The organism is Sphingomonas sp. SORGH_AS_0950 (assembly GCF_030818415.1).
GTDB lineage: Bacteria > Pseudomonadota > Alphaproteobacteria > Sphingomonadales > Sphingomonadaceae > Sphingomonas.
On record NZ_JAUTAE010000001.1, the window covers coordinates 899,686 to 922,428 of the forward strand.

Consider the following 22,743-nt stretch of genomic DNA (forward strand, 5'->3'; position numbering starts at 1 on the left):
GTCCCGTAACCGCGCCTGTCAGCCTCGCGCCCTACGGCCCGCCGACTGACGCGTCGGGCGCGCACAGCGCAGATGCTTCGGAAGGAGGTTGATGGTTTCGGGCGACGGCAGATGGCCGGTGACGATGGGCAGGCGGTCCACGACATCCGCCAGGATCTCCAGCCGCGTCGCTCCCGCATAGCGAACGGCATTTTCGCCGCCGATCTGCTGCCCAAGGAGGTCAGCCCGCGTCTCTTCGAAGGTCTGCAACGCCTTCAGCTCGGTGCTGACCATGTGTCGACCGCTATGCACCGCCTGGCCCGGCTTGATGAGCGTCAATAGCGGCTTGATCTTCAGCCAGATGGTGTTGAAGAACACATCGCCCAACGGTCGCCCCCCCTTGCCGGGCACAATTTCCGGAAAGAGATATTCTTCGCCCGCCGCCCGCATCGCGGCGACGTAGTCCAGCAGGCCGAGCCGGCGAAGCTCCGCGCAGATGGGAACCTTCCGAGTGCTCTTGGCCGTTTTGACCCGTCCGGCGCGGGTGTTGCGGATATCGAAATACGGGACGCCATCTTCCTCGCCGATGTCCTCGACTAGCAGCTTGCAAGCTTCCTCACGCCGCATACCCGAGTACCAGACGATAGGCATGATCCAATAAGCCGCATCATGCCAAATCCGGCCGTCACTTCCCTTCGTGAACCGGTCGTCCAGCGTGGGGCTGCCGGTCCAGATTCCGAGAGCGAACAGCTCTTGCCCCTGCTGGATGGTGTAGGGATCACGCTCCGTCCGTTCGTCGCGCTCCTCTTCCACGAGAATGTAATCGGAGAAATCGAGCACCCGCATTTTCGTCTTGCTGGCCAGCCATGTGGACAGCTTTTTCAGGTTGGCAAAGTGCCTATTGATCGTACCGACATCCAATCCGATCGTGAAATTAATGGCTTCTTCGTGCTTCTCCGCCTCCTCCACCCGGTTGGCAGCCTCAAGGCAGATGTCTTCGATCTTCATCGGCTCGTGCCGCACGGACTTGTGATGCGTGGAAGGCATGCGGTTGAGCTGGTCGTAGAACCGGTTGAGATCCTCCTGCCTCGTTCGCGCCAAGGGCTTGCCGCCATTGGACTTGCCGAACAAGAAGGCTGCCGCCTTAAACTGACGCCGCTGACTGTCGGCCCAAGTCTTCGCCTGCGACTTGGGCTTGTTAGCGGCCGCTTTGGTCACGGTGGCGCGCCCTCGGGCCTTTGGCTTGAGGCTCATATACGCCTCAACTACCTCCAACGGGCTCATGCGCGCGTAGCGCTGCCTTTCCGCTTTCTCGTCCTCCCCATCCTCCTCATCCCATTGCTCGGGATCGGCCGCGACATTCGCCGCCGTCTGCGCGGACATGGCGGCTGGCGTTGGAGCTACGATTTGTGCAGGCGAAGGAGCCGCCGCGCCAAGGGATCGCATAATGGTCGCCGCGACGGCCATTCGATTTGCCATATCCTGCAACGCCGGATCGCCGTACGACGCCGCAGCCGCCGCTCGCGCCTGACACATGATCTGACGGGCGGCCTCACTCCGGTCGCCGGAGTCGTCGACACCCACGCAACGCAACAGGTCTCGCGCTTCGTTGAGCAGGTGCTCGGGCAATTCGGGGGTTCGACCGAGCATCGCATAGAGATGCCCGCGAGCTTCGTCGTCCAAGTCGGCAAAGCGGCGATCGAAGCCGCCTACATAATCGATACCAAGAAAATCGGTGAAGCCATTGTCGGCAAAATCGCGGTTCACCGCACTATAGATGGCCCGCATCTGCGCGAAGCGTTCCGCGACATGGCCTTCGCCGTCCTGCTGGATCGACTGGTGCTGATAGGCCAGCATATTTCGGTAGCGGATCATCTCCTCCTGGAATACGGCACTGGCTTGGTCGGCGGTTAGGCCGTCTCGCTCAATCTTCTCGTACAGGCTCATCCGCACCGTCTCGCTCTGCCCGGTCATCGCGACCGCGCGTCGACGCGCGACCGGCTGATCCTTCGTCAGAAGGCTGACCATCATTACTACGGTTATAGGTTTTGCGCTCGCTGGCGCCAAACGCAGTCTTCGCCGCCACCAATAGACCGCGCTGCGGCGGGTGACGTTCTCGATCGCTGGCATCAGGGACTGGCTCCATCGACTGGCGTCAGTTGACGCCAGTCGATGGTTGAATCCCTGCCAAGTTACCGAAAACCGCAGTTTTCCGTCCCCTTAGCTGGGGCAATCAGTGCTTGGCTGGGGCGGCAGGATTCGAACCTGCGTATGACGGTACCAAAAACCGTTGCCTTACCGCTTGGCGACGCCCCAGTGGAGAGGCGCGCCTTATACCGGGCGCGCCGCTCTTGAAAAGCCCCTATTGCGGGGAAAATCGTCAGCCCAGGCGGCGCATCCAGCCGTGCGGATCGGGGGCCTGGCCGCGCTGGATCGATACCAGCTGGTCGCGCAGGCGGGTGGTCAGCTGGCCGGGACCGCCGCTGCCGATGGTGAAGCGGCCCGCGGGCTCGGCGACGCTGCCGATCGGGGTGACGACCGCCGCCGTGCCGCAGGCGAACGCCTCGACCAGGCGACCGGTGGCGGCGTCGGCACGCCACTGGTCGATGGCATAGGGCTCCTCACGCACGGTCAGGCCCTGCGCGCGCGCGATGGTCAGGATCGAATCGCGGGTGATGCCGGGCAGGATCGTGCCGGTCAGCGGCGGCGTGACCAGCGAGCCGTCGTCGAACACGAAGAAGACGTTCATGCCGCCCAGTTCCTCGACCCAGCGGCGCTCGACCGCGTCGAGGAAGACGACCTGGTCACACCCGTTGGCGATCGCTTCCTTCTGCGCGAGCAGGCTGGCGGCATAGTTGCCGCCACACTTGGCCGCGCCCGTGCCGCCGGGAGCCGCGCGGGTATAGCCCTGGCTGACCCAGATCGACACGGCGGGCGCGCCGCCCTTGAAATAGGCGCCCACCGACGAGGCGATGACCATGTAGAGATATTCGGATGAGGGCTTCACGCCCAGGAAGACCTCGCTGGCGAACATGAAGGGGCGCAGATAGAGCGCACCGCCGTCCTGCTCGGGAATCCAGTTGCGCTCCACCTCGACCAATCGCTCGACCGATTCCAGGAATAGGTCCTCGGGCAGTTCGGGCATCGCCATGCGCCGCGCCGAATCCTGGAAGCGGCGGGCATTGGCCTCGGGCCGGAACAGCGCGGTGCCGCCATCGGCCAAGCGATAGGCCTTCATCCCCTCGAAGATCTCTTGCGCATAATGCAGGACCGAGGCGGCCGGATCGACCTGGAGGGGCACGCGCGCGGTAATCTGCGCGTCGTGCCAGCCCTTGTCGTCGCTGTAGCGGATCAGGGCCATGTGATCGGTGAAAACGCGCCCGAAGCCGGGATCGACCAAACGCGCCGTCCGCTCGCTCGCCTCGACCGGGGTCTGGCTAGGATCGAACCGAAACGTAAGGGATTGATGCGCTTCCATGATCAACTCTCTGTTTTGGGTTGCCGTGGCCTAGGCGCTGTGAGTAGACGGGTCAACATGGCTGCCTCGAACCAGTCCGCATCGGCACAGTTTCTTCGTGAACCCGAACTCCGCAGGGGTATGGAATTGCTGTATTTCGGCAATAGCCACCTCGTGCGATCCATCGATCGTGGCCTCGCCGCGCAAGGGCTGGGGCGCGCGCATCACCGCGCGCTCTATTTCATGGCGCGGCGGCCCGACATGACGGTCAGCGAGCTGTTATCGCTCCTGGCCATCACCAAGCAATCGTTGGGGCGCGTGCTCAACGAACTGGCGAGCCGCGACCTAGTGGAAACGCGGCCGGGCGACCGCGACCGGCGGCAAAGGCTGCTGCGGCTGACCCCGGCGGGTGCGGCCATGGAGGCCGAGCTGTTCGACGCGTTGCGCGAGAAGCTGGCCAAGGCCTATGCCCGCGCGGGGCAGCAGGCGGTGACCGGGTTCTGGACGGTGCTGGAGGGGTTCATTCCGGAGAATGAACGCGCCCGGATCGAGGAACTGCGTTCCAACGACGGTTGATTTCGGTTCACGCGAAGGCGCGATGGCGCGAAGAGGTTTGTCGCGCGAAGGTGGTGTTGCGAGCGAGGCCCTAGGTGTTTAGTCCCGGGGAGTGGCGGTACGGATCGATTTTGAATCGGCTCGGGTTTTCTGTCCAGATGCGTGTGACATATTCGTAGGGTGTGAGGCCGCGGAGCGTCTTCAACCGGCGGGCATGGTTGTAGGCGTCGATGAACAGCTGGAGGTGCTGTCGAAGCTGGTCATGGCTGTCGTAGTGATAGCGTTTGACCGTTGCGTCCTCGATGGTGCGGTTCATCCGTTCGACCTGGCCGTTGGTCCAGGGATGGTTCGGCTTGGTGAGCCGATGCTCGATCTCATGCCGCCAGCAGGCGCGATCGAAGGGATGGCCGCGCAGGCGTGCCGTGGGTCCGTCACGGTTCTTCGGCAGGTCTGCGAACTGGATGCCGTTGTCGGTCAGCACGGTGTGGATGTCATAGGGCATCGCCTCGACCAGCTCGTCGAGGAAGGCGACGGCCCCGGCAACGTTGGCCTTGTCCTTGAGCCTGGCAAAAGCGAGCTTCGAAGTCCGGTCGATGGCGACGAACAGGTAGAGCTTGCCTTCCCCGGTGCGGACCTCTGCGATGTCGATGTGGAAGTAGCCGATCGGGTAGGCCTTGAACTTCTGCCTGGCTGGTTGGTCGCCATCCACCTCGGGCAACCGGCTGATCCCATGCCGCTGCAGGCAATGGTGTAGAGCGGAGCGGGTCAGGTGCGGGATCGTCGGCTGGAGGCCGTAGAGACAGTCCCCCGCCTACGCGGGGGCAGGCTAACGGCAGCAGTGTGTGGCGCCGGAACGCCACGATCATCGCTTCCTCCTCGATCGTGAGGACGGTGGAATGAATGGCCTTCGGCCCCATCGGGGCATCGCTGACGCTCGCTCTCTTGCGCCACTTCTGCACGGTGGTCGGGCTAATCCCGTGTCGTCGCGCCAGCGCCCTTACGCTCTCTTCACTCCGCTGTATCGCTCGACGGACTGCCTCCGTCGTGCGGGCGCTCCCGTGTAGAACCTGCGCCATTGCTCCTCCCGCCATGCATGATGGTCAAACGTACCACCACACTGCGGGATCAAACACCTAGGCCTCCCCTTTTCAGGGGAGGAATTCGAGTTAAGGCGTCGGCGGGGTCTTGCTGTCGACCTGCGCGGTCGTGACTGGGGGGCCCTTGGCGATCAGCGCGGCGAGCGCGGTGGCATCGCCGCAATCCTGTTTGCACAGCGTCTTGATCTTGGCGAGATTGTCCTTGGCGCGGGCGATCGCGCCCTTCTGCACCAGGGCTTCACCCTGACCGCGCAGCGCGCGCGTGTCGTTCGGGTCGAGCAGCAGCGCCTCGCGATACAGCCGGATCGCCTTGCCCGGCAGACCTCGCGCATCGGCGACCTCGGCGAGCAGCACGAAGGCGGCGCGGTTGCGCGGATCGACCGTCACCGCCGTTTCCAGAATGTCGGTCGCACCGTCGAGATTGCCCGCCGCCTTCAGGCTGCGCCCCTGCTCCAGCAATTGCAGCGACCGGGCATCGATCTGGCTGTCGGGACGCTGGCCGCTGAGCGACGTGGAAAGCGAGACCACCGCCAATGCGGCGGCGGCGGCCAGGGACGTCAAACGCATGAGGAACTCCGGACTGGGCACGAAGCCGGATGCTAGCATGGTGCCCGGAGGCAGGCGACAAAAAAGCCGTCGGTGCCGTGCGTCGCGGGATCGAGGCGACGGCCCGGCCCATGGCCCGTACCGATCGCGGGTTCGATAGGCGCGGCCACCCAGCCGGGATGCCGCGCGAGAAAGGCGGCGACCTGGTCGCTCCCTTCGGCATCGAGCAGCGAGCAGACGATATAGACCATCCGCCCGCCCGGCTTCACCAGCCCCGCGCCGATCGTCATCACCTGTTCCTGCATCGCGCGCAGCCGCTGCAATCGCTCCGGGGTCAGCCGCCACCGTGCTTCGGGATTGCGCCGCCAGGTGCCGGTGCCCGAACAGGGCGCATCGATCAGGACGCCATCGGCCTTGCCCGCCCAGTCGGCCAGCATCTCGGCCTCGTGCCCCGGATTGAGCAAGCGGCTCTCGATGATGCTCGCCCCCGCCCGCTCGGCGCGCGGCGGCAGTTTCTGGAGCCGCGCCCGGTCGATGTCGCAGGCGACCAGCGCGCCCTGATTGGCCATGGCGGCGGCCAGTTGGAGCGTCTTGCCCCCCGCCCCGGCGCACAGGTCGACCAGCCATTCGCCGGGTTTGGCGTTCAGCGCCGCGCCGACCAGCTGGCTGCCCTCGTCCTGCACCTCGACCAGTCCGGCGCGATAGAGGTCGGACGACTCCACCGCCGTCCCGTTGGGCAGGCGGATGCCGAGCGGGGCGAGCAGCGTGGCCGCGCCCTCGGGCCATTGCTCCAGCACCGCCTCGCGCGTGGTCGCTAGGCTGTTGACGCGCAGATCGAGCGGCGCGCGGTCGACCAGCGCGGCCTGCCGGGCCGCATCCAGCCCGGACGCGGTCAGCGCCTCGACCAGCCAGCCCGGCGCCACCCCGCCCTCGGCGCGCGGTTCATCGGGCGCGATCGGCGCGGGGCCATGGCCCGCCCCGTCGAAGGTCGCCGCCACCGCTGGATCGCGATCGGCGACCGCCAGCATCGCAGCCCGGCCCGAAACCGGCATCGGTCCGGCCTGCCGGATCGCGGCATAGACCAGCTCGCGCACCGCCCGCCGGTCCTTCGACCCGGCATAGCGACGCGTCGCGAAATAGCGCGCGATCAGCGTGTCCGCCGCCGCACCGCCGCTGGCGGCGGCGGCGACGATCTCGTCCAGCAGTTCGATCGCCGCCTGGGTGCGGGCACCGGGGGTCATGCGCGGGCGTCCCTCGGCTCAGCGGGTCGGGTAATTGGGAGCTTCCCGCGTGATCGTCACGTCATGGACATGGCTTTCCTTCAGGCCCGCCCCCGTGATCTGGACGAACTGGGCCCGTTCGCGCAGGTCCTTCAGCGTCGCCGAGCCGGTATAGCCCATCGCCGCCTTGATACCGCCGACCAGCTGGTGGATGACGTCGCGCGCCGGGCCCTTATAGGCGACCTGGCCCTCGATGCCTTCGGGCACCAGCTTCATCTGGTCCTTGATATCGCCCTGGAAATAGCGGTCCGCCGAGCCGCGCCCCATCGCGCCGACCGAGCCCATGCCGCGATAGGACTTATAGGCGCGGCCCTGATACAGGAAGGTCTCGCCCGGCGCTTCCTCGGTACCCGCGAGCAGCGAGCCGACCATGCAGGCGCCCGCCCCCGCCGCCAGCGCCTTGGCGAGATCGCCCGAGGTGCGCAGGCCGCCATCGGCGATCACCGGCACGCCCGACTTCCAGCCTTCCTCGGCGCAGTCCATCACGGCGGTCAGCTGGGGCACGCCGACGCCTGCCACGACGCGGGTGGTGCAGATCGAACCCGGCCCGATGCCGACCTTCACCGCATCGGCACCCGCATCGATCAGCGCGCGGGTGGCGGCGGCAGTGGCGACATTGCCCGCGATCACCTGCACCGTGTCGGACAGCTTCTTGGCCGCCTCGACCGCGCGGGCGACGTCGCGGTTATGGCCGTGCGCGGTGTCGATGATGACGCAGTCGACCTCCGCCTCGATCAGCGCGCGGGTCCGCTCGAAACCCTTCTCGCCCACCGTGGAGGCGGCGGCGACGCGCAGGCGACCGGCGGCATCCTTGGTGGCCGAGGGATAGGTGACGGCCTTCTCGATATCCTTGACGGTGATCAGGCCGACGCAGCGATAGCTTTCATCGACGACCAGCAGCTTTTCGATCCGGCGCGCGTGGAGCAGGCGGCGCGCCTCGTCCTGGCCGACGCCGACCTTCACGGTCGCCAGATCCTCATGCGTCATCAGCTCGGACACCGGCTGTTGCGGGTTTTCGGCGAAGCGCACGTCGCGGTTGGTCAGGATGCCGACGAGGCGGCCGTCGAATTCGACGACGGGGATGCCGCTGATCCGGTGCCGCGCCATCAGCGCCTGCGCCTCGGCCAGCGTCGCGGTCGGCGAGATGGTGATCGGGTTGACGACCATGCCGCTCTCGAACCGCTTGACCTGGCGCACGGCGGCGACCTGCTGATCGAGCGTCAGGTTGCGGTGCAGAACGCCCATGCCGCCCAGCTGCGCCATGACGATCGCCATGTCGGCCTCGGTCACGGTGTCCATCGCCGCCGACAGGACGGGGATGTTGAGCGCGATCGAGCGGGTCAGTTGCGTGCGCGTGTCAGCGCTGCTCGGCAGAACGTCGGACTCCTGCGGAACGAGGAGCACGTCGTCGAAGGTGAGGCCGAGGCGGATATCCATGGGGCTGCCAAATCCTGCGAAGGGAACAAGTGGCGGGCCATGTAACCAAAGCGAGCCGTTCCCGCTAGGCCCTTGCTGCACCGCCATGCTAGAACGTGTCAGGATCGATCTCTGGGGGAGTTTGTCGATGGGCCTGATCATTGCCGCGCTGGCGGTGCTGTTGGTGCTTCTGTATCTGATGATGTCGATCAAGATCGTCCGCCAGGGCTATCAGTACACGATCGAGCATTTCGGCCGCTATACCGGCACGGCCGCTCCCGGGTTCAACTTCTACCCCGCCTTCTTCTATCGCGTCGGCCGCCGCGTGAACATGATGGAACAGGTGATCGACATTCCGGGACAGGAGATCATCACCAAGGACAATGCGATGATCTCGACCGACGGGGTTGTCTTCTTCCAGGTGCTGGATGCACCCAAGGCCGCCTATGAGGTGTCGGACCTGTATGTCGCGCTGCTGAACTTGGTGACGACCAACTTGCGCACCGTCATGGGCGCGATGGATCTGGACGAAACCTTGTCCAAGCGCGACGAGATCAATGCGCGGCTGCTCAATGTGGTCGACCATGCGACCACGCCCTGGGGGGTGAAGATCACCCGCGTCGAGATCAAGGACATCCGTCCGCCGGTCGATATCGTCAACGCCATGGCCCGCCAGATGAAGGCCGAACGCGAAAAGCGCGCCAACATCCTGGAGGCGGAAGGCTCGCGCGCCTCGGAGATCCTGCGCGCCGAAGGACAGAAGCAGGCGCGCATCCTGGAAGCCGAAGGCCGCCGCGAGTCGGCGTTCCGCGACTCCGAAGCCCGCGAGCGCGCCGCCGAGGCGGAGGCCAAGGCGACGCGCGTCGTGTCCGATGCGATCGCCTCGGGCGGGACGCAGGCGATCAACTATTTCGTCGCGCAGAAATATGTCGAGGCGGTGGGCAAGTTCGCGACCAGCCCCAATGCCAAGACGATCCTCTTCCCGGTCGAGGCGACCCAGCTGATCGGGACGCTGGGCGGCATCGGCGAGCTGGCGAAGGAAGCGCTGGCCCCGAACAAGCCGGGCGCCGCCACCCCGCCTGCCAGGCCGGGGCCGTTCGAGCCGTCGGGTTCGTGAGCCTGGGGGAGATCGACCCCGCCGCGCTCTGGCTGGCGGCGGGGTTGGTACTGGGCATCGCCGAGCTGCTCGTGCCGGGCGTATTCCTGATCTTCCTCGCCATCGCAGCGGGGGTGACGGCGTTGACCGTCTGGGCGCTGCCGGACCTGCCGGTCGGGCTGCAACTCGTCGATTTCGCGGTGTGGAGCGTGGTGTGCGTCGTGATCGGGCGGCGCTGGTACCGGGACTTTCCCGTGGACAGCGATGCCCCGATCCTGAACGAGCCCGCCCGGCGGCTGCGCGGGCAGATCGTGACGGTCACGACGCCGATCGCGGGCGGCGAAGGGCGCGCACGGCTGGGCGACGGCGAATGGCCGGTGCGCGGCCCCGATGCCGCCACGGGGACTCGGCTGCGCGTGGCGCATGTCGATGGCGGGGTGCTGCTGGTGGAGCCTTTGGCGGATTAGGCCGGGCGTTGGGGCGTGGCCTTCGACTTCGCTCAGGCTGAACGAGCGTTGTTGCGGATTCCCGAAACCCCGTTCAGCCTGAGCGAAGTCGAAGGCCAAGGGAGAACGCCCGCCACGAGCGCCCTCCCCACCCGAGAAGCTACGCCGCCACCGTCACCTTGGGCGCCGCCGCGCGGACGCCTTCGTCGACATGGTCCGCGAACTGGCCGAAATTCTCGTTGAACAGATCGACCAGCTTGGCCGCCGTCGCGTCATAGGCCGCCTTGTCCGCCCAGGTATTGCGCGGGTTCAGAATCGCCGGATCGACGCCGGGCACCGCGACCGGCACCTGGAAGCCGAAATTGGGATCGGTCCGGAACTCGGCCTGGTTGAGACTGCCGTCGAGCGCGGCGTTGAGCAGCGCGCGGGTCGCCTTGATCGGCATGCGGTGGCCGACGCCATATTTGCCGCCGGTCCAGCCGGTATTGACCAGCCAGCAATCCACGCCCCCCTTGGCGATCCGCTCCTTGAGCAGATTGCCATAGACCGAGGGATGACGCGGCATGAAGGGCGCGCCGAAACAGGTCGAGAAGGTCGCATCGGGCTCGGTCACGCCGATCTCGGTCCCCGCGACGCGCGCGGTATAGCCCGACAGGAAGTGATACATGGCCTGTTCGGGCGTCAGCTTGGCGATCGGCGGCAGGATGCCATAGGCGTCCGCCGTCAGCATCACGATATTGCGCGGTACGCCCCCCATATTGTCCTTCGACGCATTGGGGATGAAATCGATCGGGTATGCCCCCCGGCTGTTCTCCGCCAGGCTGTTATCGTTCAGGTCGAGCTGGCGCGTGACCGGGTCCATCACGACATTCTCTAGCACCGTCCCGAACCGCTTGGTCGTGGCGAAGATTTCGGGCTCGGCCTCGGGCGAGAGGCGGATCATCTTGGCATAGCAGCCGCCCTCGAAATTGAAGACCGCCGTGTCGGACCAGCCATGCTCGTCATCGCCGATCAGCGTACGGCTGGCATCCGCCGATAGCGTCGTCTTGCCGGTGCCCGACAGGCCGAAGAACACCGCCGTCGATCCGTCCGCGCCCATATTGGCCGAACAATGCATCGGCATGACGCCGGTCGTCGGCAGCAGATAGTTGAGGAGGCCGAAGACCGACTTCTTCATCTCGCCCGCATAGCGCGTGCCGCCGATCAGGATCAGCTTCTCGGTCATGTTGACCGCGATGACGGTCGAGGAGCGGCAGCCATGGCGCGCGGGATCGGCGCGGAAGCTGGGCAGGTCGATGATCGTATAGTCGGCGACGAACTTGCGCAGCTCATGCTCTTCGGGGCGGACCAGCATGGTGCGGATGAACAGATTGTGCCAGGCCAGCTCGGTCACGACACGCACGCGGACCCGGTGCTCGGGCTGCGATCCGCCATATAGGTCCTGGACGAACAGATCTTCCTTCTGCCCCAGCGCGGCGAAGAAATCGGCCTTGAGCGCGGCGAAATCGTCGGGGCTCATCGGCTTGTTGGTCTTGCCCCACCAGACGGTGTCGCGGGTCTCGTCGTCGCGGACCATGAACTTGTCCTGCGCCGAGCGGCCGGTATGCTCGCCGGTCTCGACCACCAGCGGGCCGTCGGCGGACAGCTTGCCCTCGCCCCGCGCGACCGCCGTTTCGATCAGCCGCGCCGTCACCAGGTTCCAATGCAGCGTCGCGCGGGTTTCGATCCCCTGCGCCTGCAATCCGATCTCCGGAATCCGTTCGTTCATAAGAGCTTCCTCATTCCCTCATGCCGGGCGCCGGAAGTTCCGGCACCTCTTGCCGCCGCATAGGAATATGTATGCGTCCCCCTTTTCATAGCCGCTTTGTTTAACACGTCAAACACACGAATCCGCAAAGACGGTTGAGCCGTGTCCCGCTTTGGCCTAACCGAGTGCGCATGGCCGACCGATCGCAAGCCTCGTTCCAGGGCAAGTCCATCGCATGACCGCTACGATCGCGCTGGTCGACGACGACCGGAACATCCTGACCTCGGTGTCGATCGCGCTTCAGGCGGAGGGTTTCCTCACGCGCATCTATGCCGATGGCGAGGCCGCGCTGAAGGCGCTGATCGACAATCCGCCCGACCTGGCCATCTTCGACATCAAGATGCCGCGCATGGACGGGCTGGAGCTGCTGCGCCGCCTGCGTGAGAAGAGCCAGATCCCGGTGATCTTCCTGACCAGCAAGGATGACGAGCTGGACGAGGCGCTGGGGCTGGCGATGGGGGCGGACGATTATATCGCCAAGCCCTTTTCCCAGCGGCTGCTGATCGCGCGCATCCGTGCGATCCTGCGCCGGTCGGAGGCGTCCGGGCAGGTGCAGGGCACGACCGCCGCCGAGGTGCAGGGCCCGCTGACGCGCGGGGCGCTGGCGATGGACCCGGCGCGGCACAAGGTGACGTGGAAGGACGAGCCGGTCACCCTGACCGTGACCGAATTCCTGATCCTGGAGACGCTGGCCCAGCGGCCCGGCATCGTGCGCACCCGCAACCAGTTGATGGATGCGGCCTATCAGGACGACATCTATGTCGACGACCGCACGATCGACAGCCATATCAAACGCCTGCGCCGCAAGTTCCGCCAGGTGGACCCCGATTTCGACGCCATAGAGACGCTTTATGGCGCCGGTTACCGATTCTCCGAGGAGTGAAGCCCCCGACCTGGCCCTGCGCTGGTCGGGCCAGATCTCGCTGACCCAGCGGATCCTGGCGCTCAACATCTTTGCGCTGCTGCTGTTGGCGGGCGGGTTCTTCTATCTCGATTCCTATCGCACCCGGCTACTCGACAACCGGGTGGCGCAGGCGTTGCGCGAGGTGCGGCTGGTCGGCGAGGCGCTCAGCTCGGTCCGGCCGGGCGAGCGCGATGCGCTGATGATGCGGATCGCCAAAGACACTGGCGGGCGGTTGCGGCTCTACGATCCGCAGGGGCGGATGACCGCCGACAGCCGCGACCTGGGCGTGCGCAACTTCGTCCTGCGCGATCCCGACAAGCAGGATTGGGGGCAGGCGATCGCGCGCTTCCTCGACGCCGGGATCGACACCGTCGTCGGCGCCGCAAGGCCGCCCCTTTATCGCGAGCGGCGCGGCGGCGCGGAATGGCCCGATGTCGTGGCGGCGCGGCAGGCGCGCGTGTCGGGCTCGGTCTGGCGCGCGCCCGACCGTACCCCCGTCATCACCGCCGCCGCCCCGCTACCCGGCGGCGGCGCGATCATGACGACCGAGAATGCCCGCTTCATCACCGAAACCGTCCGGATCGAGCGGTTCCGGCTGAGCGTCCTGCTGGCGCTCGTCGCGCTGATCTCGGTCCTGCTTTCGCTGTTCCTGGCGCGCACCATCGTCCGTCCGCTCCGGCGGCTGGCGCGCGCGGCGGTGCGCGTCCGGCTGGGCCGCGCGCGCGAAGTGGTGGTGCCGCGCCTGCCCGATCGTCGCGACGAACTGGGGATGCTGGCCCGCGCGCTGTCGGACATGAGCCTGGCGCTGCGCGCGCGGATCGACGCGACCGAAGCCTTCGCCGCCGATGTCACCCACGAATTGAAGAACCCCCTCGCCTCGCTCCGCTCTGCGGTCGACAGCCTGGAGATGGTCCGTGACCCCGCGCTCCAGGCGCAGCTGCTGGCAATCGTCCGCGACGATGTCCGGCGGCTCGACCGGCTGATCACCGACATTTCCGACGCCTCGCGGTTGGACGCACAATTGAGCCGCGCGAAGTTCGATCCGGTCGATCTCCACGCGCTGATCGGCAGGCTGATCGAACAGCGCGAGGCGCGCGGGGTGGAGCGCGGCATCCGCCTGCGCTTCGACTCGCCCGACCCGCGCCCGGCGATCGTCATGGGCGAAGGCGCGCGGCTGGAACGGGTGTTCGAGAATCTGGTCGCCAATGCCTTGTCCTTCTCGCCCGATCAGGGGGTGGTAGCGATCAGCCTGGCGCACGACCATAATGACCTGATCATCCGCGTCGAGGACGAGGGCCCCGGCGTCCCCGAGGAGGCGCGCGAGGCAATCTTCCGCCGCTTCCACTCGATCCGCCCCGCCGCCGAGGATTTCGGCCGTCATTCGGGCCTGGGCCTCGCCATTGCGCGCACCATCGTCGACGCGCATCAGGGGCGCATCCATGTCGAATCGCGGGAGGACCGAATGAGCGGCGCGCGTTTCGTCGTCCGACTGCCGCTGGCGCCCATGTCATGACCCTGGCCGATGATCGCGTCGAGCTGATCCACGCGACCTGTGTCGTCGTGAAGGGCATGGGCGTGCTGCTGCGCGGGCCGTCGGGCGCGGGCAAGTCCGACCTGGCGCTGCGACTGATCGATCGCGGCGCGACGCTGATCGGTGACGATTACGTCCAGGCCCGCGGCATGAACGGCCAGTTGCAGGTCCGCGTGCCCGAGACGATCGCCGGTCTGATCGAGGTCAGGGGCGTCGGCCTGTGCCCCATGCCCCATCAGCCCGAGGCAATAGTCGGGCTGGTCATCGATCTGGGCGATGAGGACCGCATGCCCGAATGGGCCCGGAGCCCGATCGCGGGCGTTTCCCTGCCTGTGTTTCGCCTCGATCCCCGCCCCGCCTCGGCACCGATCAAGGTCGAGCTTCTCGTTACGCACATCAAGGAGCGCTTGTGATGGACCGCAAACGCATTCTGCTGGTCACCGGCATGTCCGGTGCGGGCACGTCGACCACGCTGAAAACGCTGGAGGATCTGGGCTGGGAGGTGGTGGACAACCTCCCCCTCTTCCTGCTCGACAGTCTGCTGGAGGCGCCGCCCCCCGCCGGCATGGAAGGCAAGAAGCGCCCGCTCGCCATCAGCCTGGGGGTCCGGACGCGCGATTTCGATCCGCACAAGATCTCCCAGCGCGTCGCGCGCCTGAACGAAAGCCCCAGCATCGCGGTCGAGACGCTGTTCCTGAACTGTGGCGGGGCCGAGCTGAAGCGCCGCTATGCCGAGACCCGGCATCGCCATCCGCTGGCCATGGACCGGGCGGCCGATGACGGCATCGCGCACGAACGCGCCCTGCTCGCGCCGTTGCGCGACATGGCCGACCGCCTGCTCGACACGACCAACATGACCAGCAACGACCTGGGCCAGTGGCTGCGCGCCAATTATGCGGTCGAGGGGCTGAGCGAGCCGGTGATGACCGTCATGTCCTTCGGCTTTTCCAAGGGGTTGCCGCGCAACGCCGATCTCGTCTTCGACATGCGCTTCCTGCGCAATCCGCACTGGTCGGCCGAGCTTCGTCCGGGCACCGGGCTGGACCAGCCGGTGATCGACTATATCCGCCACGACCCCGCCTATGAGGCATCGCTCGGCCAGATCGAGGGGCTGCTCGACACGCTGGTGCCGCGTTACATCGCCAGCGGCAAATCCTATATCACCGTCGCGATCGGTTGTACCGGCGGGCGGCATCGGTCGGTTCATGTCGCCGAGCGGATCGCGGGACGGTTGCGCAAAAGCGGTTTTTCGCCCACGGTGGTGCATCGTGATTTGCGTGCCGTGCCGAAAGACTCTCTGGAAGCCGGGCCGGCCAAGAAATGATGGATATGCGTGTCTGACATGATCGGTCTGGTTCTGGTGACGCACGGGCGGCTCGCCGATGAGTTCGTGACCGCGATGGTGCATGTGGTCGGCCCCCAGGAGCGGATCGCGACCATCGCGATCGGCCCCGAGGACGATATGGAGGAGCGCCGCGCGGACATCGCCGCGGCGATCGCCACCGTCGATGCCGGGCGCGGCGTGATCGTGCTGACCGACCTGTTCGGCGGCACCCCCTCCAACCTCGCCATCTCGCTGATGGAGCGCGGCCGGGTCGAGGTGATCGCGGGCATGAACCTGCCCATGCTGATTCGCCTGGGGTCGGCGCGCAAGGCGATGCAGGTCGTCGATGCCGTCGCCGCCGCGCGTGAGGCGGGACGCAAATATATCTCGGTCGCCTCCGAGGTGCTGGGCGAGGCCGCCGCATGACCGAGCAGAGCCGCTCCGTCCTCATCACCAACCGGCGTGGCCTTCACGCCCGCGCCAGCGCCAAGTTCGTCACCCTCGCCTCGACCCAGCCCTGCGAGGTGCGCGTGGGCAAGGACGGCAGCATGGTGACGGGCACCTCGATCATGGGCCTGATGATGCTGGGCGCCGCGATGGGCGACACGATCACGATCAGCGCGACCGGCGACGGCGCGGGCGAGACGGTCGAGGCGCTGGCCGCGCTGGTGGAAGCGAAGTTCGGCGAAGACTGATGCCCCGTGAAATTACCGCTTATTCCAACCCGCTGATCAAGTGGGTCCGCGACCTGCGCGACAAGCGCCACCGCAAACAGGCGCGCCAGTTCCTCGCCGAGGGCCTGCGCATCCTGACCGAAGCACGCGAGACGGGTCGGGTGCCGACCCTGCTATTCTATGCCCGCCCCTCGGCCGACCATCCGCTGGTCCGCGAGCTGATCCGCGCGGTCGAACGCGCAGAGGGCGAGGCGATCGAGACGACGCCCGACATCCTGTCCAAGCTGTCGGGCAAGGACAATCCGCAGGCCGTGGTCGGCGTGTTCGAGGAACTGGGCACGACGCTGGACGCGCTCGACCGATCCTCGGCGGGCATCTGGCTGGTGGCGGAGCGGCTGCGCGATCCGGGCAATCTGGGGACGATCCTGCGCACCGGCGATGCGGTCGGCGCTGGCGGGTTGATCCTGATCGGCGAATGCGTCGATCCCTTTTCGGTCGAGGCGGTGCGCGCCAGCATGGGGGCGCTGTTCACCGTGCCCATCGTGAAGACCGAGTGGCAGCCCTTTCTCGACTGGCTGCGGCAGGGGCCGGGCCAGCTGGTCGGCCTCAGCCTCGACACCGATACGGACTATCGGTCCGCCCGCTATGCCGCGCCGACCTTCCTGCTGACCGGTAACGAAGCACAGGGGATGCCCGCCGACTATGCGGCGGCGTGCGACCAGCTGGTCAAGATCCCGATGCTGGGCAAGGCCGACAGCCTGAACGCGGCGGTGGCGACGGCGGTGATGGCCTATGAGGTGCTGGCCCAGCAGGGTGGTGCGTCGGCGGGCTGACGGATTCGCTCTCGTTCGGTCGGGGTAGGACTAGTTGGCCGGGGACAGCGATTCCCTTGCACTTCGACTTCGCTCAGTGCGAACGGCGCTTTGGCTAAGGCGAAGGGTGAGGCCATGACCGTAGCCGCCCCACCCCACCTCCGTTCAGCCTGAGCGAAGTCGAAGGCCACGCCCCGCCCTCGCCCCGACTGCCAGCAGCCCTAGCCGGAAATCTCCGCCCCCTCGCCCGCAAGTTCCGCGACCGGCATCAACTTCGTCAGCGGTCGCGCGGCCTGTTCGCCGATGGGGGGCTGGTCGATGCTCTTGCCCCCCGTGTCGATATTCAGCGCCTCGAACCGGCGGGCGCTGGTCAGGACCTGGCTCTCCAGGCTGCCGACAAAGGCGTTATAGGCGGTCATCGCGGTGTCGAGATTCTTGCCCAGCTTCGACACATGCCCACCCATCACGGCCAGGCGCGCGTAGAGCTCCTTGCCCAGCGCGCCGATCTGCCGCGCTTCCTGCGCCAGCTTTTCCTGCCGCCACACCGCAGCCACCGTCCGCGCGATCGCGATCAGGTTCGTCGGCGTCGCCAACAGCACCCGCTTGTCGAAGGCGAAGTCCCACAGCGTCGGGTCATGTTCCAGCGCCGCCGACAGGAAATGCTCGCCCGGCACGAACATGATGACGTAGTCGGGGGCGTCGTCGAACTGGTTCCAATAGCTCTTATTGCCCAACCCGTTGACATGCGCGCGCATCGCGGCGGCATGGCGTGACAGGCCCGCCAAGCGCTCGACCTCGTCGACCGCGCCGAACGCGTCTTGATAGTCGTTGAGCGACACCTTGGCGTCGATGACCAGCGCCTTGCCGCCGGGCACGCGCACGATCGCATCGGGGCGCAGCCGCCCGCCCTCGCCGTCCGCGACGCTGACCTCGGTCTGGAAATCGGCATGTTCGGACAGGCCGCAGCTTTCGAGCACGTTGCGCAGCTGCTGCTCGCCCCAGCGGCCCCGCGCCTTGGGGGCGTTGCGCAGCGCGTTGACCAGCTTGGCGGCCTCGCCCGACACGCGCTCCTGGCCGATGCGCATCGCCTCGATCTGGCCCTTGAGTTCGCCAAAGGCATCGCGGCGCTCGTCTTCGACCTTGCGCACGCCCTCTTCATAGCGTTGCAGTCGCTGGTGGACGGGATCGAGCAAGGCCTTGAGCGTCTGGCCCGAGGCTTCCTCCGACTGGCGGAAGCGCGCCTCGGCGCGTTCCAGGAATTGGCGCTGCGCGACTTCGAGCGCACGCGCCGCCGCCTCGCCGAACTGGCTGTTGATCTGCTCGCGTGCCTGGCCCAGCGCTTCCAGCGCCTGGGCATGCGCCGCCTCGCGCTCCTGCGACCGGGCGCGCAACTCGGCCAGTTCGCGCAGGGCCGCATTGCGCTCGGCCTCCACGGCGTCGCGCGCGGCGCGGATCATGTCGAGATCGGCGGCACGCCCGCGCAACTCCGCCAGCGCCTGGAGCGCGTCGCTCTTGTCACGCTCGGCGGCGTCGCGGGCGGCGCGCAAGGGATCGACCTCGGCCGCGCGCGCCCTGGCCGTGGCCAGCTCCCCCGCCAGCCCGTCGGCCTTGCGCCGGGCCGCCAGCCATCCGGCCAATCCGCCCAGCAACAGCGCCAGCAGCGCGACGGCAATCAATTCGGGCATTGTCACAACCTGTCAGAACCAAAGGACAGGCCGGAACATAGATCGAACGGGCCCGAACGAACAGGCCCATTCGCGCGAAAGGGATCAGCCCTTGCGCATCTTGTTCAGCTTGCGCATCAGCATGTCGCGCTTCAACCGGCTGACATGGTCGATGAACAGCACGCCGTTCAGATGGTCGATCTCATGCTGCATGCAGGTGGCGAGCAGTCCGTCGAGTTCGGCCTCATGCGCCTCGCCCTTTTCGTCCAGCCACTTCACCTGACAGCGTGCGGGCCGCTTCACCTCGGCATATTGCTCGGGGATCGACAGGCAGCCCTCATTATAGCTGGACAGTTCGTCGCTGACCGACAGGATCTCGGGATTGATATAGGCGCGCGGGTTCTTGACCGGCTTGCCCTCTTCATCCTCTTCTTCCTGAAGGTCGATGACCAGCACGCGCTTGTCGACGCCGACCTGGATCGCCGCCAGGCCGATGCCGTGCGCGTCGTACATCGTGTCGATCATGTCGGTGACGAGCTGGCGCACGCCGTCATCCACCACCTCCACCGGCTTGGAGACGAGACGCAGACGGGGGTCGGGAACTTCGACGATCGGAAGAATGGCCATGACGGTTTCGCTACGGCGCATGGGCAAAAGCGTCAAGCCGGGGCGTCAGACCACCGGCCGGCGCGCACGCAGGGCCTGGGCCAGCGTCCCTTCGTCAAGATAGTCCAGCTCGCCGCCCACCGGCAGGCCATGCGCCAGCTGGGTTACGCGGACCGGAAAACGCTCGATCCGCTCGGCGATGTAATGCGCGGTCGTCTGCCCCTCCAGCGTGGCGTTCATCGCCAGCACCACCTCGTCGATGCCGCCGCCCTCGATCCGGCGGACGAGCGCGTCGATCGCCAGGTCTTCGGGCCGCACGCCCTCCAGCGCGGACAAGCGGCCGCCCAGCACATGGAAGCGCCCCGGAAACAGCCGCGACCGCTCCAGCGCCCACAGGTCCGCGACCTCCTCGACCACGCAGAGCGCGCCCGCGTCGCGCCTGGGATCGGCACAGATCGCGCACGGGTTCGCGGTGTCGATATTGCCGCAGGTCGAACAAGTCTCCAGCCGCTCCTCGACCGCCGCCAGCGCCGACAGCAACGGGGCCAGCGCCGCTTCGCGCTTCTTGAGCAGATGCAGGACCGCGCGCCGCGCCGAACGGGGGCCAAGGCCGGGGATGCGCGCCAGCGCCTGGGTCAGCGCCTCGATCTCGGGGGATGCCATGGGGAACAGATAGGGGGTTGCGCGCCGTCCCGCCAGCGCAGAGAGGCATTGCCATGCGGATCATCTTCATGGGCACGCCGGGCTTTGCCGTCCCGGTCCTGGAAGCCCTGGCGCAGGCCGGGCATGACATCGTCGCCAGCTATAGCCAGCCGCCCCGCCCCGGCGGGCGGCGCGGGCGGCAACTGGTCGCCTCGCCGGTGCAGCAGGCGGCCGAAGCGCTGGGCATCCCCGTCTTCACCCCCGTCTCGCTGCGCGGCGAGGAGGAACAGGCGCGGTTCGCGGCGCATGATGCCGATGTCGCGGTGGTCGCGGCCTATGGCCTGATCCTGCCCAGGCCGATCCTGGCTGCGCCGCGCCTCGGCTGCCTGAACGTCCATGGCTCGCTGCTGCCCCGGTGGCGCGGCGCCGCGCCGATCCAGCGGGCGATCCTGGCGGGGGATGCGGTGACCGGCGTCGGCATCATGCAGATGGAGGCGGGGCTCGACACCGGCCCGGTCAAGCTGGAGGACTCCACCCCGATCGGACGCAAGACGACGGGCGAGCTGACCGACGAGCTGGCGGCGATGGGCGCGCGGCTGATGGTCCGGGTACTGGAAGACCCCGATCGCTATCCGGCGCGGACGCAGCCCGAGGAGGGCGTCACCTATGCCGCCAAGATCGACAAGGCCGAGACGCGGATCGACTTCACCCGCTCCGCCGTCGAGGTCGAGCGGCAGGTCCGTGCGTTCAACCCGGCACCCGGCGCCTGGTTCGAGGTCGCGGGGGAGCGGGTGAAGCTGCTCGCCGCCGAGCCGGTCGAGGCCGAAGGGGCCCCTGGCGAGGTGTTGGACGATGCGCTGACCATCGCGTGCGGCGAGGGCGCGCTGCGCGCCGTCTCGGTCCAGCGCGCCGGGCGTGGCGTGTCGAGCGCGGATGAACTGCTGCGCGGCTTTGCGATCCCGGCGGGAACCCGGCTTTGACGCGTTTCGCGCTGACGGTCGAATTCGACGGTCGGCCCTTCATGGGCTGGCAGCGCCAGTCGCATGGGCCGAGCGTGCAGCAGGCGCTGGAGGATGCGATCCATGCCGTGACCGGCGAGCGCACCGCCGTCCATGCCGCCGGGCGCACCGATGCGGGGGTGCACGGGCTGGCGATGCGGGCGCATGTCGACATCGCCAAGGACATCGCGCCCTTTCGCCTGATGGAGGCGATCAACGCGCGCATCCGGCCCAACCCGGTGGCGGTGCTGGACTGCGTGACGGTGGCCGACGACTGGCATGCGCGCTTTTCGTGCATCCGCCGGTCTTACGAATATCGCATCGTCAACCGCCGCGCCCCCCTGACCCACGAAGCGGGGCTGGCATGGCAGGTGCCCCAGCCGCTGGACGAGGCCGCGATGGCCGAGGCGGCCTCCCGGCTGGTCGGGCGGCACGACTTCACCACCTTCCGCTCGGTCCATTGCCAGGCGGACAGCCCGGTCCGCACGCTGGACCTGCTGTCGGTCGAGCGGGTCGGCGTGCGGCTCTATATCCGCGCCGCCGCCCGGTCGTTCCTGCATCATCAGGTGCGTTCGATGGTCGGCTGTCTCGCGCTGGTCGGCATGGGGCGCTGGACGCCGGACGATGTCGAGGCGGCACTGGTCGCCCGCGACCGCGCGCAGCTGGGGCTGAACGCGCCGTCGGACGGGCTGTTCTTCGTCGCGGCGGATTATCCCTCGGACGGCTGACGCACGAAGCGCGCCGCCAGCTCGACATGGGTGGACCAGCGGAACTGGCCCACCGGCTGCACCCATTCCAGCTGCCAGCCCTGATCGACCATCTCCCGCGCGTCGCGCGCGAAGCTGGCCGGGTTGCACGAGACATAGGCGACCGAGGCGACATCGGCGCTGGCCAGCGCCGCCGCCTGGTCGCGTGCGCCCGCGCGCGGCGGGTCGAGCACGATCGCGTCGAAACGGTCCAGCTCCGCCTTGGTCAGCGGGCGGCGATACAGGTCGCGATGCTCGGCAAAGACCGGCCGCCCCTGCGCATTGGCGGCCCCTTTGAGCGACAGGATCGCGTCGCGCGCACCCTCGGCGGCATAGACCTTGCCGGGCAGCGCCAGCGCGAAGGTGCCGAGCCCGGCGAACAGATCGGCCGTCGTGCGCGGCCGGCCCACCGCTTCGCGCACCGCCGAGACCAGCGCGGCCTCACCATCGCGCGTCGCCTGGAGAAAGGCGCCGGGCGGCAGGGGCACGCCCACGCCGCCGAGCGTCACCGTCACCGGCTCGGGCTCCCAGCGCGTCTCCGGGCCCAGCCCGTCATCGACCGAGAATCGCGCGACGCCGTGCCGCTCGCAAAAACTGATGATCGTCTCCGCCGCTTCGAGGCCATCCGGCGAGAAATTGGTGACGAGAACGTCCGCCCCCTGGTCCGCCAGCGTCAGGTGCACGTCGCCGCGCCGCTTGAACCCCAGCCGCTGGAGCAGCGCGCGCAGGGGCGCGACCAGCGCGAACAGCACGGGGTCGAGGATATGGCATTCGGCGATATCGACGATCGCGTGGCTCTTTTCCTCCGAGAAGCCGATCATCACGCGCCCGCCCTTTGCCTCGGCATGCAGCGTGGCGCGGCGACGGCTGCGCGGCGGCGAGACATGGGGCGCGCGAAGCGGCGCGGCCAGCCCCTGCGCATCCAGCGCGGAGGCGACCCGGTCGGTGACGAAGGCGGCATAGCTTTCGTCATCCAGATGCTGGAGCTGGCACCCGCCACAGCGGGGGAAGTGACCGCAAGGCGGCTCCTGATGATGCGGGCCGGGCGTGACGGTGCCGTCCGCTTCCAGCAGGTCGCCGGGGGCGGCAAAGGCGGCGTGGCGGCCATTTTCGGTCACGCCGTCGCCGCGTGCGGCAACGCGGATGATGATATCGCTCATGCG

22 protein-coding genes, 1 tRNA gene and 1 pseudogene are annotated in these 22,743 nt (G+C 67.5%); 12 read left to right on the top strand and 12 right to left on the bottom strand.

The window, feature by feature from the left end; translation table 11 throughout:
- Positions 1 to 18 precede the first annotated feature (18 nt).
- The 3 genes from QE385_RS03680 to QE385_RS03690 all read right to left on the bottom strand — a co-directional run bounded on the left by QE385_RS03680 (position 19) and on the right by QE385_RS03690 (position 3,457).
- Positions 19 to 2,109: an integrase gene (locus QE385_RS03680; protein ID WP_307099187.1), complete on the bottom strand. Its 2,091-nt coding sequence runs from the start codon at positions 2,107 to 2,109 to the stop codon at positions 19 to 21.
- A gap of 111 nt (positions 2,110 to 2,220) precedes the next feature.
- Positions 2,221 to 2,295 (bottom strand) — tRNA-Gln (locus tag QE385_RS03685).
- A gap of 64 nt (positions 2,296 to 2,359) precedes the next feature.
- On the bottom strand, positions 2,360 to 3,457 hold the full coding sequence (locus QE385_RS03690) for a branched-chain amino acid aminotransferase (protein WP_307099189.1): 1,098 nt from the start codon (positions 3,455 to 3,457) through the stop codon (positions 2,360 to 2,362).
- 57 nt (positions 3,458 to 3,514) lie between these two features.
- Between QE385_RS03690 and QE385_RS03695 the strand changes: the two genes are divergently transcribed.
- Complete coding sequence (locus QE385_RS03695; RefSeq protein WP_307099192.1) at positions 3,515 to 4,012, top strand: helix-turn-helix domain-containing protein; 498 nt, start codon at positions 3,515 to 3,517, stop codon at positions 4,010 to 4,012.
- A 70-nt stretch (positions 4,013 to 4,082) separates the two neighbouring features.
- On the opposite strand, the pseudogene QE385_RS03700 reads toward QE385_RS03695, so the two are convergent.
- The 4 genes and pseudogenes from QE385_RS03700 to guaB all read right to left on the bottom strand — a co-directional run bounded on the left by QE385_RS03700 (position 4,083) and on the right by guaB (position 8,351).
- A pseudogene (locus QE385_RS03700) lies at positions 4,083 to 5,067 on the bottom strand (IS481 family transposase).
- A gap of 90 nt (positions 5,068 to 5,157) precedes the next feature.
- On the bottom strand, positions 5,158 to 5,655 hold the full coding sequence (locus QE385_RS03705; protein WP_307099194.1) for a tetratricopeptide repeat protein: 498 nt from the start codon (positions 5,653 to 5,655) through the stop codon (positions 5,158 to 5,160).
- A gap of 32 nt (positions 5,656 to 5,687) precedes the next feature.
- Positions 5,688 to 6,875, bottom strand: a complete 1,188-nt coding sequence (locus QE385_RS03710) for an RsmB/NOP family class I SAM-dependent RNA methyltransferase (protein WP_307099196.1) — start codon at positions 6,873 to 6,875, stop codon at positions 5,688 to 5,690.
- 18 nt (positions 6,876 to 6,893) lie between these two features.
- On the bottom strand, positions 6,894 to 8,351 hold the full coding sequence (guaB, locus tag QE385_RS03715) for an IMP dehydrogenase (RefSeq protein ID WP_307099198.1): 1,458 nt from the start codon (positions 8,349 to 8,351) through the stop codon (positions 6,894 to 6,896).
- Positions 8,352 to 8,478: 127 nt separating this feature from the next.
- Between guaB and QE385_RS03720 the strand changes: the two genes are divergently transcribed.
- A complete protein-coding gene (locus QE385_RS03720) occupies positions 8,479 to 9,447 on the top strand; it encodes an SPFH domain-containing protein (RefSeq protein WP_307099200.1) in 969 nt (322 codons plus the stop codon).
- Positions 9,444 to 9,893, top strand: coding sequence for an NfeD family protein (locus QE385_RS03725; RefSeq protein WP_307099201.1), 450 nt, complete (start codon positions 9,444 to 9,446; stop codon positions 9,891 to 9,893). Before QE385_RS03720 ends, QE385_RS03725 begins: the two co-directional genes overlap by 4 nt.
- 139 nt (positions 9,894 to 10,032) lie before the next feature.
- On the opposite strand, the gene QE385_RS03730 is transcribed toward QE385_RS03725, so the two are convergent.
- Entirely contained in the window at positions 10,033 to 11,640 is a 1,608-nt protein-coding gene (locus tag QE385_RS03730) for a phosphoenolpyruvate carboxykinase (RefSeq protein WP_307099204.1), read from the bottom strand.
- Between the two features lie 214 nt (positions 11,641 to 11,854).
- Between QE385_RS03730 and QE385_RS03735 the strand changes: the two genes are divergently transcribed.
- From QE385_RS03735 to QE385_RS03765, 7 genes are read left to right on the top strand one after another with little or no spacing between them, the layout of a single operon-like run.
- Positions 11,855 to 12,562 (top strand): response regulator transcription factor, encoded by a 708-nt coding sequence (locus tag QE385_RS03735; protein WP_307099206.1) that lies wholly within the window; start codon positions 11,855 to 11,857, stop codon positions 12,560 to 12,562.
- Complete coding sequence (locus QE385_RS03740) at positions 12,531 to 14,096, top strand: stimulus-sensing domain-containing protein (RefSeq protein ID WP_307099208.1); 1,566 nt, start codon at positions 12,531 to 12,533, stop codon at positions 14,094 to 14,096. Before QE385_RS03735 ends, QE385_RS03740 begins: the two co-directional genes overlap by 32 nt.
- On the top strand, positions 14,093 to 14,527 hold the full coding sequence (locus QE385_RS03745; protein WP_307099210.1) for an HPr kinase/phosphorylase: 435 nt from the start codon (positions 14,093 to 14,095) through the stop codon (positions 14,525 to 14,527). The genes QE385_RS03740 and QE385_RS03745 overlap by 4 nt, the downstream gene beginning before the upstream one ends.
- A complete protein-coding gene (rapZ, locus tag QE385_RS03750; protein ID WP_307099213.1) occupies positions 14,527 to 15,438 on the top strand; it encodes an RNase adapter RapZ in 912 nt (303 codons plus the stop codon). Before QE385_RS03745 ends, rapZ begins: the two co-directional genes overlap by 1 nt.
- 18 nt (positions 15,439 to 15,456) lie before the next feature.
- Positions 15,457 to 15,864, top strand: coding sequence for a PTS sugar transporter subunit IIA (locus QE385_RS03755; protein WP_307104538.1), 408 nt, complete (start codon positions 15,457 to 15,459; stop codon positions 15,862 to 15,864).
- Positions 15,861 to 16,133 carry an HPr family phosphocarrier protein gene (locus QE385_RS03760; RefSeq protein WP_307099215.1) on the top strand — a complete coding sequence of 91 codons (273 nt, stop codon included), beginning with the start codon at positions 15,861 to 15,863 and terminating at the stop codon, positions 16,131 to 16,133. The genes QE385_RS03755 and QE385_RS03760 overlap by 4 nt, the downstream gene beginning before the upstream one ends.
- Entirely contained in the window at positions 16,133 to 16,945 is an 813-nt protein-coding gene (locus tag QE385_RS03765; RefSeq protein ID WP_307099216.1) for an RNA methyltransferase, read from the top strand. The genes QE385_RS03760 and QE385_RS03765 overlap by 1 nt, the downstream gene beginning before the upstream one ends.
- 200 nt (positions 16,946 to 17,145) lie before the next feature.
- Here the strand turns inward: QE385_RS03765 and rmuC are convergent, their stop codons facing one another.
- The 3 genes from rmuC to recR all read right to left on the bottom strand — a co-directional run bounded on the left by rmuC (position 17,146) and on the right by recR (position 19,857).
- A complete protein-coding gene (rmuC, locus tag QE385_RS03770; RefSeq protein ID WP_307099218.1) occupies positions 17,146 to 18,609 on the bottom strand; it encodes a DNA recombination protein RmuC in 1,464 nt (487 codons plus the stop codon).
- Positions 18,610 to 18,693: 84 nt separating this feature from the next.
- On the bottom strand, positions 18,694 to 19,215 hold the full coding sequence (def, locus tag QE385_RS03775) for a peptide deformylase (RefSeq protein ID WP_307099221.1): 522 nt from the start codon (positions 19,213 to 19,215) through the stop codon (positions 18,694 to 18,696).
- A gap of 45 nt (positions 19,216 to 19,260) precedes the next feature.
- Entirely contained in the window at positions 19,261 to 19,857 is a 597-nt protein-coding gene (gene recR, locus QE385_RS03780; RefSeq protein ID WP_307099223.1) for a recombination mediator RecR, read from the bottom strand.
- 53 nt (positions 19,858 to 19,910) lie between these two features.
- On the opposite strand from recR, the gene fmt reads away from it, so the two are divergent.
- Entirely contained in the window at positions 19,911 to 20,816 is a 906-nt protein-coding gene (fmt, locus tag QE385_RS03785; RefSeq protein WP_307099225.1) for a methionyl-tRNA formyltransferase, read from the top strand.
- Entirely contained in the window at positions 20,813 to 21,562 is a 750-nt protein-coding gene (gene truA / locus QE385_RS03790; protein WP_307099227.1) for a tRNA pseudouridine(38-40) synthase TruA, read from the top strand. The genes fmt and truA overlap by 4 nt, the downstream gene beginning before the upstream one ends.
- Here truA and QE385_RS03795 read toward each other — a convergent pair.
- Positions 21,544 to 22,740 (bottom strand): class I SAM-dependent RNA methyltransferase, encoded by a 1,197-nt coding sequence (locus QE385_RS03795; protein ID WP_307099229.1) that lies wholly within the window; start codon positions 22,738 to 22,740, stop codon positions 21,544 to 21,546. The genes truA and QE385_RS03795 overlap by 19 nt on opposite strands.
- Between the last annotated feature and the right edge of the window lie 3 nt (positions 22,741 to 22,743).